This window comes from Bombiscardovia coagulans (genome assembly GCF_002259585.1).
Lineage (GTDB): Bacteria > Actinomycetota > Actinomycetes > Actinomycetales > Bifidobacteriaceae > Bombiscardovia > Bombiscardovia coagulans.
Genome location: NZ_MWWS01000002.1, coordinates 24,838 through 40,996 on the forward strand (window position 1 = coordinate 24,838; position 16,159 = coordinate 40,996).

At 44.8% G+C, this 16,159-nt stretch carries 14 protein-coding genes; 4 read left to right on the top strand and 10 right to left on the bottom strand.

Annotation, left to right across the window (positions count from 1 at the left end; translation table 11 throughout):
- Positions 1-276, bottom strand: a complete 276-nt coding sequence (locus BOCO_RS00240) for a PqqD family protein (RefSeq protein WP_094722112.1) — start codon at positions 274-276, stop codon at positions 1-3.
- Between the two features lie 1,659 nt (positions 277-1,935).
- On the opposite strand from BOCO_RS00240, the gene BOCO_RS07430 reads away from it, so the two are divergent.
- Together BOCO_RS07430 and BOCO_RS00245 are read left to right on the top strand one after the other, a co-directional pair.
- On the top strand, positions 1,936-2,100 hold the full coding sequence (locus BOCO_RS07430) for a hypothetical protein (protein WP_158520377.1): 165 nt from the start codon (positions 1,936-1,938) through the stop codon (positions 2,098-2,100).
- Between the two features lie 202 nt (positions 2,101-2,302).
- On the top strand, positions 2,303-2,545 hold the full coding sequence (locus tag BOCO_RS00245; protein WP_094722113.1) for a hypothetical protein: 243 nt from the start codon (positions 2,303-2,305) through the stop codon (positions 2,543-2,545).
- 599 nt (positions 2,546-3,144) lie between these two features.
- On the opposite strand, the gene BOCO_RS00255 is transcribed toward BOCO_RS00245, so the two are convergent.
- Positions 3,145-3,375, bottom strand: coding sequence for a hypothetical protein (locus BOCO_RS00255; protein WP_094722115.1), 231 nt, complete (start codon positions 3,373-3,375; stop codon positions 3,145-3,147).
- Positions 3,376-3,604: 229 nt separating this feature from the next.
- On the opposite strand from BOCO_RS00255, the gene BOCO_RS00260 reads away from it, so the two are divergent.
- Positions 3,605-5,182 (top strand): hypothetical protein, encoded by a 1,578-nt coding sequence (locus tag BOCO_RS00260; protein ID WP_094722116.1) that lies wholly within the window; start codon positions 3,605-3,607, stop codon positions 5,180-5,182.
- 752 nt (positions 5,183-5,934) lie between these two features.
- Positions 5,935-6,174: a hypothetical protein gene (locus tag BOCO_RS07350; RefSeq protein ID WP_158520378.1), complete on the top strand. Its 240-nt coding sequence runs from the start codon at positions 5,935-5,937 to the stop codon at positions 6,172-6,174.
- Between the two features lie 697 nt (positions 6,175-6,871).
- On the opposite strand, the gene BOCO_RS00270 is transcribed toward BOCO_RS07350, so the two are convergent.
- From BOCO_RS00270 to BOCO_RS00305, 8 genes are all read right to left on the bottom strand, one after another.
- Entirely contained in the window at positions 6,872-8,884 is a 2,013-nt protein-coding gene (locus BOCO_RS00270) for a hypothetical protein (protein WP_094722118.1), read from the bottom strand.
- A gap of 1,038 nt (positions 8,885-9,922) precedes the next feature.
- Positions 9,923-10,741 carry an MFS transporter gene (locus BOCO_RS00280; RefSeq protein ID WP_094722120.1) on the bottom strand — a complete coding sequence of 273 codons (819 nt, stop codon included), beginning with the start codon at positions 10,739-10,741 and terminating at the stop codon, positions 9,923-9,925.
- Positions 10,728-11,756: a peptidogalycan biosysnthesis protein gene (locus BOCO_RS00285; RefSeq protein ID WP_094722121.1), complete on the bottom strand. Its 1,029-nt coding sequence runs from the start codon at positions 11,754-11,756 to the stop codon at positions 10,728-10,730. The genes BOCO_RS00280 and BOCO_RS00285 overlap by 14 nt, the downstream gene beginning before the upstream one ends.
- A gap of 33 nt (positions 11,757-11,789) precedes the next feature.
- Positions 11,790-11,951, bottom strand: a complete 162-nt coding sequence (locus BOCO_RS07435; RefSeq protein WP_158520379.1) for a hypothetical protein — start codon at positions 11,949-11,951, stop codon at positions 11,790-11,792.
- A 482-nt stretch (positions 11,952-12,433) separates the two neighbouring features.
- The gene (locus BOCO_RS00290; RefSeq protein WP_094722122.1) at positions 12,434-13,243 is read right to left on the bottom strand and encodes an ABC transporter permease subunit; all 810 of its coding nucleotides are present in this window, start codon (positions 13,241-13,243) and stop codon (positions 12,434-12,436) included.
- Positions 13,233-14,171: an ABC transporter ATP-binding protein gene (locus BOCO_RS00295; protein WP_094722123.1), complete on the bottom strand. Its 939-nt coding sequence runs from the start codon at positions 14,169-14,171 to the stop codon at positions 13,233-13,235. The genes BOCO_RS00290 and BOCO_RS00295 overlap by 11 nt, the downstream gene beginning before the upstream one ends.
- A gap of 9 nt (positions 14,172-14,180) precedes the next feature.
- On the bottom strand, positions 14,181-14,396 hold the full coding sequence (locus BOCO_RS00300) for a hypothetical protein (RefSeq protein WP_094722124.1): 216 nt from the start codon (positions 14,394-14,396) through the stop codon (positions 14,181-14,183).
- 470 nt (positions 14,397-14,866) lie between these two features.
- Positions 14,867-16,066: an MFS transporter gene (locus BOCO_RS00305; RefSeq protein WP_094722125.1), complete on the bottom strand. Its 1,200-nt coding sequence runs from the start codon at positions 16,064-16,066 to the stop codon at positions 14,867-14,869.
- Positions 16,067-16,159: the final 93 nt, after the last annotated feature.

The following is a 16,159-nucleotide window of genomic DNA, read 5'->3' on the forward strand; positions in this document are numbered from 1 at the left end:
TTATAAATTCTCTTGAAGCGTTATTAAGTGGTTCTTTTTCAATTCGCCAAGGAATTCTACTACGTCTTGAACAACTTGGTCAGATTCTTCATCATACGCTGAGGCTATTGCTCTTGCTATGTCTTCTACGCTTGCGATGCCGTCAATTTTCGACCAAATTTCACGACCTAGTTCATTCAATTCAAAACCACAACTTTCGCGAATTAGAAAAGCACTTTTGCCGACACGGTTATAACGCACACGTAAGTCAGCTTTTGGAACCACATTGATGTCCATATTGACCTTCTCTCAAAATGCCGACGAGCGTAGTTAATAACTCACTGTGCACGTCGGCAAACCATTTATGCCACTAGTTACGACAGGATCATACTTGCAGCAGTCAGAGCTACGGGCTTAATCGCCGGCTTCTGATACTTCTTCTTGAACTTCATCATGGTGCTCACCTCCTCTCATAGGGTGGTTGTTTTAAAAAATAGCAGTACTTCGTGTTGAGGCTTGCCATCGTTCCAAATAATGGACATTTTCTAAGAATGTGTCGATTTCGATTGACGACTATTCGATCACCCTGAAGGTATGGTTTGACGCGATCTGTCATAGCCTGTAGTACCGCAAGATCGCATTTTTACGATTAATGTCATTGATATTGGTGTGTTGGGTGGGGGGGGGGCGTTACCGCCCCCACCCAACACACCAATATGATTTATAATTCCAGCAAGAGGAATTGCTTGCGCTAGAGCCTTCGATCGATCAGAGCTTTTCTGGAGTAATATTAACGACATCTACGATCAGGGAGAAATCTCGAATCCTGTACGGACACTACGCATAGGCCCTGAGCATCGACAATCGCTGGATGGTCAGTTCAGAAAAAATGCATTCTCTAACCGGCGGTGTTTGACTCTTGCATTAGGCAATCGTAAATTATTGCTTTGTAGCGGTCCGAGAATGATACGGGGCTGCCGCCCCGAGCCCTGCCGAGCTGGATCAGCTCGACCATTCTGCTAACGCACTGTTTTCCGGTCGTTACGCAATCGGAAAACAGCTTGCCCCTCATGATGTAGGGTCCACAGATTGTCTTGACACATTTAATACCATTGACCAGATTACGAGCAATCATTGTTGCCGTTTGGAGTTCGGCACTGCCAACTGCCTTTGTGCTGTGCTCAACCAAAGCTGTAGTTAGTCATCATCTGGGCGTGACTATTTTCCAATAATCAATCGGGCACATTTCGGGCACATTGATACACTAACGTACCCGTTTCAGCTCGTATCAGTTAGTATTCGGAACGTGCTAGTATCGGTAGTATTCCAGTCGTTATTAGCAATAGTTAAGGGCAGCTAGCATGTACACGTACAGCAGCCTTTCTCAACAAGGGGTCGCGGGTTCAAATATCACCGACCCGTCAAAGGGTTGGAATACCAACGGTTTTTAAACCCTATCTTTCGTTCTTAAAATCTCCTAGGGACATTCAGGGGACAATAATGAAGCCGCGCGCCCATGCTTCTTCATCGGCACATGGCACACCGAGCAATGTCTGGCCCTCTTCGATCTGGTTCTTATGAACCAATCGAAAAGGACACCACATCCCCGGCAAACCATATTAATATCACGGGTTATTAGTATGCCCCCCTCACACAAGACACCCACTCCCACACGGCCAAAATTGACATATCATATAATCTGTCATTTTTTTGGTAACCTTGTTATACGCTAACCTACGTATTTCATTTTCACCAATGGAGGTTAATATGCTTGACGATACAAGATTGGCACCCACAGCCAAGAAAATAGTTATCCGCTTAGTCACAGTGTTTCTTTCCGCACTGGCCTGCATGGCACTCATACTACCTACTGCAGCCCATGCGAGCGTTTTGTAGAGCGAACAAGCTGCCGCACCAATAACTGAGGAAGATGTTCAACGTGGACTTGACATCATCATGAAGCACACTACTGGCAGTGATGGAAAATTCAATTACACAGAACTCATCAATGCAGAAGTAGCTGCCCTTATCGCCATCGAATATGCTGGTGTACTCGAAGCAGTGCATGAGCAGTATACAGCCCGACCCCCTCGTTCCGCCCGAGATTATGCATGCTGCTGACAGCTACCGAGAATCGGTTTAGATTGTGAAAAAATCCGTAGGCTTTACCGCCATGGGATTCAATTGGGGCAAAAGTGTTGCGGAGCTGCAAGGTATACGTTGAACGCATGGGATAAGAAACACTTTGCTTTGGTTGTGGTGCAAGATGAAACCGGACCACAATGGAGCATGGCTAGTGATTATGTATTAAAGGAGATTGTAAATGCCAGATCAGGATATAAGTAAGAACTTCCTAAATTCGTTGGAAGGATTAGAAGAAGATTTAGATCAAATCATTTATCCGGCAACCCAGTGCTTCATCAGCGGCATCATTGCACGAGTTAAACTGCAACAGTCTGGACAGGCGTCGGCTTTTACCCTCGAAACTGTAATAGCAGACATTGCACAAACCCTGTATTTCTTGGAAACAAGGTTGAACGCCATCGAAAACAGAGATGAAAGCTAGGACACTTCTATCGGTGATGCTCTTGACATCACCGATAGCTTTCTAATTTCACTAACCCAACATCACGGCGCCGCCATTAACTGGACCGAGCTCCACACATCAGTCAGATACTCCAACAGCACAGACTAACGGACACACATTTTGGCATGTAACTCGGTTGGACTTAAAAGCTCGGTTACATAAAAACTTTTTCGAGATAGAATACTACCAACAATGCTCCGTCATCCTATAGCCTGTAAGAATTGATTTTCTTTACACTTTTCCCAATCCAATAGTTCTATATACCCTTCCTTGGGAGACCTAAAACGATTAGCAAGCTCCTGCACAGTCACGTTCTCGGAGTTGTTACAGCTGCTGAACATAGCCGCATCATTCTTAGTCAGTTTGGGTCTCCGTCCGCCAACCACACCCTTCACGAACAAGCCTTCAATCCGGCGTTCGTCCGCTTCCGGATCAGGTAGCGTTCGACGGCAAAACACGTTGAATACCAGAATGATGACCCTGACATACCTAATCCTGTGGGTGCCGCTGCCCTGGGGGGTGCCCAGGCTGATGCCCTGCGCAGCACGTCAGCCCACAAACAAGGCATGTGCTTCCCCTTACCCTAACCCGCCTCCTGGCCTAGTCTTGGGACCATGTTCCTTCTCCTTGCCCAAATCGACGGCCCGGTGATCGTCCGGACCATGTTCCTTGTCCCGATGCGCGCCTAAATTGTGCTGACCCTGAACTATTGGCTGGCTGCCCGCTGGGGCGACTGCCTCGCCTGGGCGGTCCAAGGCATCGGCTTCGTCCTGAGTCTGATCACCGCGTAACCGACGCCCTGGGTCCACGCCTAAGGCCTATCTCTCTCTGGGCCTGGTCCTACGAACCAACGAGCCTGGGCTGGCCCTCCACCCTAGGACTCACCGCAGACTGCCTCCTGATCGGCACCTTCTACCTACCTTGGCGACACGGCCAGCCACCACCACCTCATCGCTTGAGTCTCAAGCGGTATTGCACAATTACTGCGTATACTTTTGATGTGAAGATTCTGTATAGTGGGGAGGGAAAGTGTTGAGCATGGACGACACGGCTAAAGCGCCGCAAAAGCAAGCAACAAAAGCAACAAAAGCAACGATACAACCCCTGTTCCACCGTTCCAGCAGTTTGTCCGAGGAATACAACCATACGTTTGTGCAGCTTACGGTTTACCTGACGGTATTACTCCTTGCAGCTTGCGCACTTCGCTATGCCCTCACAATGCTATGGCTCCAGACCACGCTTGAACCGTTGGATCTGCAAGAACGACTACGCACGTCATCGCTGGGGTTTGTGGTTGGGGACAAGTCTTTTGCTGACTCGGCAGCTTTCCTCTTGGCAGCATGGACATTCATCCTTACCATCGTGCTGGTAACCATATTCCATGAGAATAAAAGCGCCAGAGAACGATACATCTCAACCAAACTCGATAGTCTTCTGGTCTACAGCGCATGCGTGGAAGCACTGTCAATGGGGTACCTGTCACCAGACATAGTGCTCACGAATGATCCCCTCTTTGGCATACTCCTGATAATCTGTGGCATCTTATTCCTTTCTTTCGTAATGAGTTATGGCCGCAATCACCCATACTTTTACCAAAAGGTGGAAGACCTTGAAAACACAAGAAACGGACTCCTTAGGGAGTACTCGGAGCTTGAAGCAAGGCAAAACAAAAACAATTGGCTGACCGCGGCAGTGCAATCACATCCGCACATCTCGATCTTCAGCTGCATTATTACTTGCACAGGTGTATGCTTGCTCATAGTTTATGGCTTGATTGTGTTGCTGTCTGCCTTATATGTCGATGTTGCCGTTGGACCGACAATGGCATTCATGGTTATCTGTACTCTCATCGGCAACGTTCTTGCATGTCTGGTTCGATTGAACGTCGACACCGTTTGGCACTTCAACACAGACAAAACCGGTGACACGACAGCACCGCATCGCTTCCATGATTATTTCATCATCGGCTTTTGGCTGTTCGCATTCTACACAGTCAGTTTTTCTTTGGCTTGCCTATCTTTCAGTGATGAAGGGGCGCGGATTGTCATAGCCCTTCTCGCGTTTACTGGGTTGTGCGAGGTGGCGCTCTGGCATCTTCGCTTATCTCGATTCTTCCTCAGCTCTCAAAAAAGAAAGCTGAAGAGGGACGATGTCTTGCTCTACCAACGTCTGATCGAATCCGACAACTATACCCTTTCCACAGAGGTCGCCGGTTCCCATTACGAGTCAGAGCGTTTGCTCGAAGAACATCGTGAGCATCTGTACCATGCGCTGATCCGGTATGAATCCGTGAACGACTGGAGTGAAATTTGCTACCCTGATTCCAAGGTAGCGCACTATATCCCCTTGCTCTCCCTAGCCGGTCCACAGCTGCGAAAGGTGATCACCGCAGATAAGTGGCCGCAGAGAAGCCCGTCGCCAGACATCTCTTCCATGACTAAGCAATACAGTCAGGAGATCCAATGGTTGTTGAATCAATCCTCCACTAATGACGATACGGTTTTGCTCAGTAAGGAAGATTGTGAGCTATACCTGTCAGCAATTTTCGGCGACCCCGGGTATCGCTTGGCTTGCAACACTGCCGCTCCTGATACAGACAAACATGATGAGCAATAAATGGCGCAACAACATGGATCTGTCAAAGGCACTAAGAATTGGCAACTGGTGCTGCCCCTCAACAAGCGATAAGAGAGGACTGTACCGCCACCCTCGTAAAGAGGAGTCCTCGCAGCCACAGAGCTGTTGCATCAGGTCACATTGCCTATATAGGCAGTTTTCAACTTTTCGGGCAGACCCATCTGCTTGGGAGGCCTGTTCTTGCCCCTGCTGGTTGTTATGAGTCTCCTAGGGGTAAGAAAATGCTTCCCTAGTGTGTGCATGCTATTTGAAGACGGTATAGGCGGCAGCGGCTTTTACCGGTCCCTGTATTACCGGTCCCTGTATTACCGGGACATTCATGAACTAGCAACATAAGTTTTGAACAAGAAAGCCCCTGTTGCTCATCGCGTTTTGCTTGTATTGGGCCTACGAATCAACGAGCCTGGGCTGACCCCACCCTAGGTCCCACGGGCGCCAGCTGCGACCTCACTTGAGTCTGGATAGCCCAGTCGGGTTGGATTTGACCCTGCCATGATGGCATGGTCTAGGGGCAAGGTATGACGCGAGATAACGACTATGAAAGTGACTGCTGCCAGCTGTGGTTCAATATCGGCGAGGTGGCTGAGCTGATAGGGTCAACGGGCGGATGCTGCGCCATTGTGAGGCGGCCGGCCTGCTCACCCTCATGCGCGACCTCTCGGGCTTGCCTGCAGTACACGCAGGAGTGCATCGCGCGCCTGGAGCGAGTGCTGTTCTACCGGGAGATGGGGTTGACCACCCAGCTGATCAAGAGTCTGCTTGATTCCTCTACACCCAAGGCCTTGCAAGAACTCAGGGAGCAGCGCTCGCGTATGGAGAACAAGATCCGTCTCCTCGAAGCAGCCATCGGCAATGTGGGTTGGCTTATCGACGTCGCCGAGGGCACACCACCGAAAGGGACAACCCCTGACAACCACCAGCGAAAAAGTCCAGTAGTGCCACGAGGCCCAGGAGCGTTGGGCACCAGCTAACAGTGGCTGGATTATTCGGGACGCAAAGCAGCGCGCAGTAAAGCCCGGCAGCGCAACGACACGGTCCACATGGAAAAGGCGGTAGCGAAGCTGGGCCAGGCCAAGAGGGATGGGATGGATCCGACTAGTGAGCCCCCCCCCTGGCTTTAGTTGAGGAGTACACCATCATCAAGCAGGACACCGACCTGTCAGGCTATAACCGAACCACCTTCTACCTTTTACTATCAGAACCTCTAAGATCTACGCGACCCGATAGAGGATTCCCTCCTGAATGGACGCGAGCACTTCGTTGATACCCACTTCACCTATCACACCCCCACTCAAACCCTCTATGACAAAACCAAGACCTTCCTGACCCACTCCCAGACCGACGCCTAAGTATCTCTCGGTCCTCCTAGCCCCCCCCCCCCACGACCCCCCGTCTCCAACATGAACGACTTTTCACCAAAAACACCTTCCGCATCTACCTGACAACCACCCTCACGGACCTTGACACCCTCACCGAGTTCTATGCCGCTGGCAAACTAGGGATACTAAGGAAGCGGTTGGATGCTTCTACTCGGGTATCAATGAACTCTTTAGCCGATCTCATAGTCGCTATCTTCCCTATTGCACTCCGAATAAAATCCGCGAACTGCAATGAATGGCGGACGAGTACCACTTTGGTAAACTCAGCCGACCATTTAATCAGCTGATCTCATGCAACGATATGTTCCAGCTTTAAAACGCTTAGATCTTCAGCATTCAAGAGTAGGACAAACCAATTACCGCCTCGTTGTCTATCATTTTGAGCAATTGCATTTGCCATCATGATGCCACGTCGTATTGTTGCACTCCGACCTTGAAGAAGAAAAGACATACCATAGTCTTCCCCGTAAGAAAATGACACACTATGAACATCACCAGTTTTCTCACATTGTTCTCTCACAGTATCGACCATTCCATTAACCTGATCAATCAATGCATCCTGGAATATAAGCAGCTCTCTCCCAAAAGCTAGTTCCACCGAATCCGAGGGATAACTGAACTTTTCTAGTAAAACATTAAACGCACCTTTGCATCCCGCAATACGAGTCAAAATTCCAGGAGGAACTGTTTGCTGCTTAAGGAAAGGAAGGCTTCTTCTAGCCGTCATAGCAGCATCGATATCCAAGCTGTTATCTCCATCGACTACAATGTGGTCACAATTTTCAAACTGACCAAACTCATCTGCCAGATAAAGGCCAAGTGCATTAATTTCACTCTGCGCCAACATCTGTTTTCCGTACAGGCACCTTTTATCGATATAATCTATAAGTAATAGCGGTGATTGCAACATCTCAATAAGAATATCTATAAAAAACACATCAGTAATTATTTGATCTGTCGTGTTGTCTGGAGAGGGGCTACATTCAACGTTCGAATCCAGATATTCTTGACTTTGAATAGCAAGAGAAGGGTACTGATCCGACACAACACATATTGGATATATTAAATTAAAATCACGCTGAATATTTAGCTTTGAGCCCTCTTCATTTTTAACGGTTATAGAAGGATTGCATAAATCCAAGGCGCACTGAAGATTTTGTTCGTAAGCATCACCTACCGCTTTTTTAAAATCTTCTCTCGCTGCTAATTGATCACCCTGCTGAGCTTTTTGCGTCATTCGTTTTGATTTGCACTGAACAATAATCGCTCTATCCGCGACCATACCCATGACATCGATTTCACTCGACCGATTTTTCCCATTCCATAAATTTACATTACGATAAACATTCTCCTCGCCTAGAAGGGAAACGAATCGTTCATATACGAATGTCTCAGTAAAATCTCCCCGGTGACTAGCCGCCTGTGCTTTATATGCAGAGTCGTTGAGCATCGTATAAAAAGGTGACTCATATAAAGCTTTACGTAAAGCGTTAGGCAAGAAAAGATACTTCTTCTTGCCAATCAGCACAATAGGCTTGGCAGAAAGGCAATTGAAAGACGCAAATTGCTTTATAGTCGGAAGTGGAAGTGGGTCACAAGTAAAGAAATCCACAACACGATTAATGGTTTCGATATCAAGTGAACTTCCGTAGGACAACAACTTTGTAGCATCGGAAATATCAAATGCATTGAGCAGATAAACGTCGGAATTGGCACACATAGTTATTGACAAGGGGATACTTGCCGTAATACAGGAAACAACCTCTTCCATTTCTTCAATGGTAAATCCCAGATTATCGCGCATCCATTTATTGTCCTTTTTATATCTCATCTTTGCGAAGATTGGATATTGGAAAGAGTATGCGACTTCTTCCGGGTAAAGTGATATTTCTTCCAAATCAACCGGTTTTAGAAACTCTTGTTTCTGCTGCTCTCCACGAAGAACAGGTTGAATCATTTCTGCCATTGATTGCATCATTTGTTGTCCATACTCTTCATGGATCTCATTTAGAATCTGTTCCGCCCTATCAGCTAGCTCTTCTGCCTTCTCGTCCGCAATACGCACTTGAGCATCAAGTGCGTTCTCACAAAGAAGATGCAACAGCAAGAGTAATTCAGGTTCATTTAGCTTCTCTACTGTTTTAAATGTTTCTAGACTCTTTTTATAAGAATCAGAGTCTTCTACATTCGATTGAATAACAGTGTGACGCATCACCAGCATTAGATATGCATCAAGGAAACCCTCCTCTGCGCATAACAATCGAAGTTTTTCAAAAGACGCCGATTTCCTATTCTGATCCATTGCACTCCACTTCCTCTATTACAGGAAAAACATTAATCCCTTTGTCTCAAGCCCTTAAATGTCAAGAATATACTTACTGTGTATCATTCGTCAGGATTAACAGGATTAGAGTGAGAAATAATGACTAAAAACGAGAATGATCTTTCGTTCTTAAAATCTCCTAGGGGACATTCAGAGGACATGATTAAGTAGTTGTTTGTCTAACAACGTAATGTAATGACTATTCTAAAATCTGCTCAAATCCATATAACACAAGCGGAACGAGGTCTTGCGTATATCAACGTAAGACATGGTTTTTACATAAAAATAGGCACGCTTAAAACAATAACAAACCTCCATAGCAAGACCATACGATAACTTTTGGCTGGGGACAAGTACGCCACGATAACGTGTTTGCAATGGGACACGATCCATGCTTAAACTATCGAAAAAGCAACCTTCACTTCTCTATGGAGTAAGTAGTTCCGGAAGCATACCGTTTTCTGTAAACAGTATTCATTATTTATTCATCAGTTTGCTTTTCGGATTCCCCTTCTCACGTACTGGCCGTTCAACCGGGAATGATATCTACATAGATATCATTCAATGATTTACTGAGTCTGTCTTGTTTGCAGATTTCACTAAGGGGTCTTACCGTCAAGCTTTTGGAAATGCAACGTAGTTAGTATTTTGCAATGATCTTGTTATGTTTCGATATCACGAGCAGCAATAAGATGCTGGCTAGTACGAAACTTGAAAATGTCAAAGAGTATCCAAGCGAACCATATCTTACTACTGAAAGAATCCCTATTGCCGAAGCGACAGGGCTTGCAAAATATGTCCTAAGCTTGCTGAGAGACAGATATTCCCCTGCATGCTTTCCCTCAGCGTAGTCTAGAAGCAATAGGCTTGCATTAAGAGAGAAAAATAGCTCACCAATGGTGAATATAACAGTACCGAAATAAAACCAGAAAAGGTGTGTAACGAGTGACATTGGAAACATGCTGAAGAAAATAATAACAAGTCCCGCTAATGTCGATTTCTTAGGGCCAATCTTATCTAATAGTGATTGCAACGGGATTTGACAAAAACAACTCCAAGTGTGTTAATCCACACACCAACGGTATACGAGAACGGAGTACCTCCCCTCTCGTTCACCAGCATAGGAACAACAGAACTGTATGCTGAAATAGAGACAGTTCCAATAGTAAGAGCTATCAGGAGAGCGAAGAAAGCTTTAAAGCTTTTCTCTACCCCATTACCAGTTGCAACATTTTTAGTGGATTCTCGATCTTTGATGTCTTGGATATCTCGAACTTCATTTTGCACTTTATACGTTGTTAGTAAAGTCAAAGGATAGATAAGCGATACAACACCTAACAGTGCAAAAAATATTGTCCCATAGAAGTTTGAAAAAACTGAGGCAACAAGAGGACCAACTGCTCCTCCAATATTTATCAACGTTCTAATTATTGAGTAGACGTGCGCTTGTTCTGTTTTGCTGCAAGAATTCAGAATCAGCTCGCTTTCGAAACTGTAATACAAACCTAGAGTAAGACCGTTTACAGATAGTGAGAGAGCTACAACTAACGGAATAGGGATAGTTGCTATAAAATATGTCCCCGCGTTTATAAAGGCACACGTTATAACCATATGCTTGGCATTTAACTTAGGTAATAGTCTTCCTCCGACTAGGATCCCGACCAAGTTAAGTAATGACCTAACTGTCACCACTGTACCTGCTTGATGAGTTGTCATCCCATTCTTGGTTAATATAAACGATAGAAAAGGGATTGAAGCAAACTCGACAGTTGGAGATAAAAGCTGTCCAATATAAATTGAAAACAGGTTATTGCTTTTTATCTTAGAAATAATCAGCTACCATTGCATAGGCTGGTACGGTCGCTATTCCCCTAGCTTTCTTGGTATCTCCAGCTCCAGATCCATAATTAAGATACGATGCTCCATGCTCCAGCGCAGTCGTAATCAGAGTGGTATATCCTAGGCCGAAATAGGGGTTGGGGACGTCTTTTTCATATGAACGCCCGTAGGTGTGAGCATATAAAGTCGATCCGACCTGTAGATATAGAGTAAATCCAATCACTTTCCCTTCATAAAAGGCCATAACAGCCCCAGAATCTATGTCAGTAGCTTGGGACATTTTTCGGATAAAACTTTCAATGCGCTGAGGTGGCACATGATTGCCATACTTTTCCATAACATTGGTTGCCAGCACACCGAGCTCTGAAGGGTTTAACTCAATACCGGGAACATCTCTGAAAGTGATATTGGCTTGAGCTGCAACTTTCATATCATGTCGATAAGATACGCGGACTTTACTTGGCACACTGGATAAGAAATCGTCAAATGTTTGGAAGTCTCTCAAATCTAAAATTGAGAGACTATTCTCCGGTGCAATCAACATTCCATACATCGTCTGCTGAGACAGATCGCCGATAGCGTCAAAGCTAGTGAACCATCCAACAACAGTTATGTGAGATCCAGTTCTTTTCCATGCTGCAGTTCTAATTACTCTTAATAGTGCATCCCATTCCAAGTTGACTGATGAATGAAGAATTGGTTGCCCAACCCCAAACAAGGTTGCGCAATAGTTTACTGTTCCTGTAATATCCCGTTTCAGTATCTTCGATGCTACAAGATGTGGATCAGTTGTTGAGTAGTCACTTGGCTGTCTGAATGTCACCATAGGCGCAAGAGCTATTGGATTTCCTCGTTCCCGAATGCCTATATAGTATGATTGGTCACCAAGCCGCCATTGAGAAACACGCAGCCATGTGCGCGTTTTATACAGTGAGGAGATAGAACTTTGGTCCATATCGAAAAAAGCTTCCGGCACACTTTCGATATTGTCGAAATATTCAAACGCGTACATCAGATACCCTATCCTCGCTATTCGATTGTTTTCTTAGCTGTATAAACGATCGAAATAGTGGCCAAGCCCCCCAAAGCCCCTATCAATAACGGCGAATACTCTGAACAGCAAGCCGTAAAGAAGCTTACCTGTTTTCGACTGGCTTTCTGCGTTGACAGCCCAGCAAATTCGTGCAATTTTATCAAAAATACCCACAGTAGAAACTCCTCTATCACTACATAGTGGAGTACGATGGCACACCACAGCTACTACAAATTGTCATTACTGTGCTAGTGACACAACAGATCTACTTTTTAAAAGCAGTAGGAGGAAATACCGGACTCTATGGATAGGTATGTGTCCTTTTGAGAAGATACATGTGATTATAATCGCTTCTTAGCAAAATCACTTGGCTATTGTCTCACTATATGAGAAAGGTCAAGCTATATTGATAGCGCAATCGCTGATTAATATGCAGCACTTTAGACACAGCATCATGTTGCCCGCAATCGGATGATTAACTGGCATTATCTGGCATGCTTCTATTGCCCAATAAATCATTGTTGTTCCTGCTGAGTTACAACTTTGGAACACAACATGCGTTTACTGCTTTCGGATTCTTACTCATCTTTCCATTAACCCGTAGTTTCGGGTTCAGTATAGCTACCGATTCCATCGGATACCTTCCTTAATGTACGTTACTTGCTTATAAGAAGTGTTTCACTCTTAAAGTGATGTGAGATGAAGTAGAAGAGCACAATATCAATAATGAGAATTACTGCCCCCATAATTGCTATCATTCCTATACCGAGAGAAATTGAACTACTCGCCTGGGAAACGATAACCCCGATGATCGGGACCAGGATTACAAGAGATACAGATTGTGCCGACTTTGTTGATTTCATACGTTGCGACACTGCTACAACGAGCAGTGTCGATAAAAATGACACCAATGGCATCACAATGACACTCAGCAATACCCAAGAAGAGTTGGGGAAAATAACCCTACCAAAAATACGGTAGCCCAAAGTATCCAAAATAATGCCATATACTATTACTGAGAACCAAGTAATGACAGTGGCTGGGGCAAATGAAGCAACTATTTTCCCGAGCAAAAGTTCTTGCCTGTTCAATGGCGTGTAAAGCAAACCTTCAATGGTCTTCTGTTCCCTTTCGCCCACAAAACTCGCTGCAGCAGTAACGTTAGAAATCATTGTGGGCAACAGCATGAACACTGGAATGAAAAAATACATGAGGATCATATATAAAACCTCACTGCCAGCATTCACACTAGACACAGCGGCATTAGAGGAAGCTGCGTTAAGAATCAATTGCATGCCGCCTAAGCTTTTGACTAATGGGTTATCTGTCCCCAAACAAATAAGGAGTATAGGAATCATGATTCCGAAAAGCAGCGGTATAAGTATCACGGTTGACAGGGTCGCTGAATCTTTTGACTGAACCAGTAACTCTTTGGCTATTAGTGCTTTAACTTTCTTAATGCTCATCGGATTTTCCTACCAAAGTATCGAAATAATAGTCCTTGATTGTTCGCTGCACTTTTTCAGCCGCATCGATCTCTATACCTTCCTTCACCAGAACATTTATTAGATCAGGCATATCCATAGTCTCCGCTTTGACGACTACCCTTGTATCATTATGAATAGTGTCATACTCACATACACCGTACTGGCTGCAGATTTCATAAACCCTTTGCTCATTGTTGCTTGATATGCTGTACTGGTCGTCAGGCCATCTCTGCTTCAACAAATCAGGAATCTCACCAGTTGCCAGCATCTTGCCTTTGTTGAGAATTCCTATGTGAGATGCAAGTGTTTCTAAGCCTTCCAAGATATGGGTCGAAAAAAGAACCGTCATTTTTTCTTCCTCAGTCAACACCTTAAGATAATTCATCAAAGTCTCTGAGCTCTGCGGATCCAGACCAGTAGTTGGTTCATCAAGAATAAGCAATCGTGGATGATGGATAATTGCTCTGGCGACCATGACTTTTTGTCTCATGCCTTTACTGAGCTGGGAAACTTTTGATTTTTTCCTATCCTCCAAGTCAAACAAGTTCAGTAGTTCACCAATTCGCTTCCCTATGACTGACCCTTCCAGACCATAGAGCTTGCCCCATATGCTCAAATTCTCCTCAATAGTAAGCTCTTCATACAAATTGCCATCGTTCTGTACACCGATGTTTGAACGCAACGTTGATGCATTCTCGGAGTTGATCTTACTGTCAAACAAACTAATCTCTCCCTCATCGGGAGTCAACAAGCCGGTCAACAGTCTGATGGTAGTGGTTTTCCCAGCCCCATTAGGACCGAGAAGAGCAAACGTGCTGCCTTCCGGTATTTCAAAAGAAACTGAATCAATCACTAACCGCTCGTCAATCGATTTGCTCACGTTAGAACATGTTGCTAGCACTCTCATCTTTTTCCTTCAAACCTTCGGAATATAGTAGCTTTTGTTGATAGCGCCTTCGCATAATAAAAAAGCAAGTGACCAGGTGACAGAATGCGTCAATCCCCATGTTGGAGGAATCTGTTCTTCTTCCCTGCAGGCTGGTTGATGCTTATCTTGATTAATCTGATAACCATCACAATAAAATGGTGAGGTTCTAGTTAAAGAGCCATAGCGGTCCACTTCACGAATCATAGCTTCCCCTTAACCGGCGTTCCTTGGCAGTTAGTGTATCTGTTTCAGATTATACTAGCGTCAGACTCATACGGAGATAAGGTCAATACTGTTTATTCAGATTCGAGTAAAGGTAAATTAACCGAGCTTCTAATCGCCGATTACTACAGTCTACTACTGTAGTCTTCTCGACCACTAGATACTTACAAAGGTTATATCACTTTAAGTTAAGCAGTCGTTCATCAAGCGGAAGCTGTAATACGATCTTGCATATCTGCGAATTAATGCTTTTTGTATATTTGTCTTCGTTTTGTAGATTTTGATGGCGTCAGCAATTCCAAATGCTTAGTTCTCTTAAAGAACGATAAACTGGAAGCTAGTATTTATATTAATTCCTTTTTCTTATCTCACCTTGCATCTTTGCATGGTTGAGATAGCAGTATCTTGAGATATGGATAGCGAGTATTCCTCGAAATCCGATTCGTAGCTGGCTACTCCATATATCTATTCGCAATAGGCAGCCACATAAACGCAATGAGTACGAGGACTCCAGCAATACCAGCAGTTGTAATCGATACATTTACATCCACTCCCCAGCCGATCAGGGGATTGCAAAACACGCCTATAAGACTTCCTGTTGAACTGGCAATGTTAAGAACAGTGGAACGTTGGTCGGAAGGAATGAGACTATTTGCAACTGCAGATGTTATAGGGCCTCTTCCATTCATCCCTACTACAGCAAGCAGGAATCCTGTCGCAACGGCGATTGGAGAAGGAACAGCCATGAGAGCGAAACCAAGAGCCCCAATGAGAAAAGCTAAAAAGAGAGTTCGAGCACGTCCCAAGTGTGCCTCTATACGGTCAGAGTAATAGCTATATACTGCGGCTAGAACAAGAGCCATCGATGATAAAATTCCCCAGTAAGCCATTGGTAGATTTGTTTGCTCATATCGGGGCTGGTTGAGAGTGTATACGGCATTGAAGAGAACAAATGAAGCACTAGAGGTTATAGACACAAAGGCTAAGACTGGTGTTTTTATTAATAGCTCTGCTCCTTTCTTTATATCTCGGAACAACGATCTCTTGTTTGTCTTAAGTTTTCGGCTCTTTACAGGTAGTGACGGAAGTCTAAACATAATGAAAAAACCAATAACCGAAACTAAGGCAGTCGCATATGCTGGATATGAAATATTACAATGAGCTAAGTATGATCCGCATAACGAGGCGAGTACACCTCCCACGAGTTCTAACGATCCATATAACCCAAAGACACCAGTGGCAAGGTTATCTGCTCTTTTTCCAAGTGATTCATAAACATAAGCTTCAAATATCCCAGAGAGTAAAGCAATACTGAAGCCGCTTATAGAGTAGGATGCCACATACCATACAAATCCCTGCCCCAAGGCATACATAATATTAGAGAGGGCGTTAAGCCCAAATCCTACAATAATTGGTATCCTTCTATCTATCCTATCTGCAATGACGCCTGAAGGTATCTCTACTATCATTATTGAGAAAAGGAGCACGCTTTCTAATGTAAAAATTTGAGAGTAGCTTAATCCTCTAGAATTCAGAAAAACCGCGCTTACAGGGGTATAAAACGTCAGCGCAGATGCGATCTGACCGCATGCCATTGTTGACAGCGCCCTAGACTCCTGCACAGCTGATTGTGCTGGCGAAATTGCTCTCATGCTGATCTAATCCCTCTGTGTCTTAACATATAACTATATAGTTGTTCCGTTATTTTACAAGTGCATGAGAGTAACAGGATCCGTAGGGAAACA

What these genes read in the sequence shown, in the direction of transcription:
- BOCO_RS00305 (WP_094722125.1), bottom strand. Translation starts at nt 16,066, where the DNA reads ATGAGAGCAATTTCGCCAGCACAATCAGCTGTGCAGGAGTCTAGGGCG.
- BOCO_RS00260 (WP_094722116.1), top strand. Translation starts at nt 3,605, where the DNA reads ATGGACGACACGGCTAAAGCGCCGCAAAAGCAAGCAACAAAAGCAACA.
- BOCO_RS00300 (WP_094722124.1), bottom strand. Translation starts at nt 14,396, where the DNA reads ATGATTCGTGAAGTGGACCGCTATGGCTCTTTAACTAGAACCTCACCA.
- BOCO_RS00245 (WP_094722113.1), top strand. Translation starts at nt 2,303, where the DNA reads ATGCCAGATCAGGATATAAGTAAGAACTTCCTAAATTCGTTGGAAGGA.
- BOCO_RS00290 (WP_094722122.1), bottom strand. Translation starts at nt 13,243, where the DNA reads ATGAGCATTAAGAAAGTTAAAGCACTAATAGCCAAAGAGTTACTGGTT.
- BOCO_RS00295 (WP_094722123.1), bottom strand. Translation starts at nt 14,171, where the DNA reads ATGAGAGTGCTAGCAACATGTTCTAACGTGAGCAAATCGATTGACGAG.
- BOCO_RS07430 (WP_158520377.1), top strand. Translation starts at nt 1,936, where the DNA reads ATGAAGCACACTACTGGCAGTGATGGAAAATTCAATTACACAGAACTC.
- BOCO_RS00240 (WP_094722112.1), bottom strand. Translation starts at nt 276, where the DNA reads ATGGACATCAATGTGGTTCCAAAAGCTGACTTACGTGTGCGTTATAAC.
- BOCO_RS00270 (WP_094722118.1), bottom strand. Translation starts at nt 8,884, where the DNA reads ATGGATCAGAATAGGAAATCGGCGTCTTTTGAAAAACTTCGATTGTTA.
- BOCO_RS00285 (WP_094722121.1), bottom strand. Translation starts at nt 11,756, where the DNA reads ATGTACGCGTTTGAATATTTCGACAATATCGAAAGTGTGCCGGAAGCT.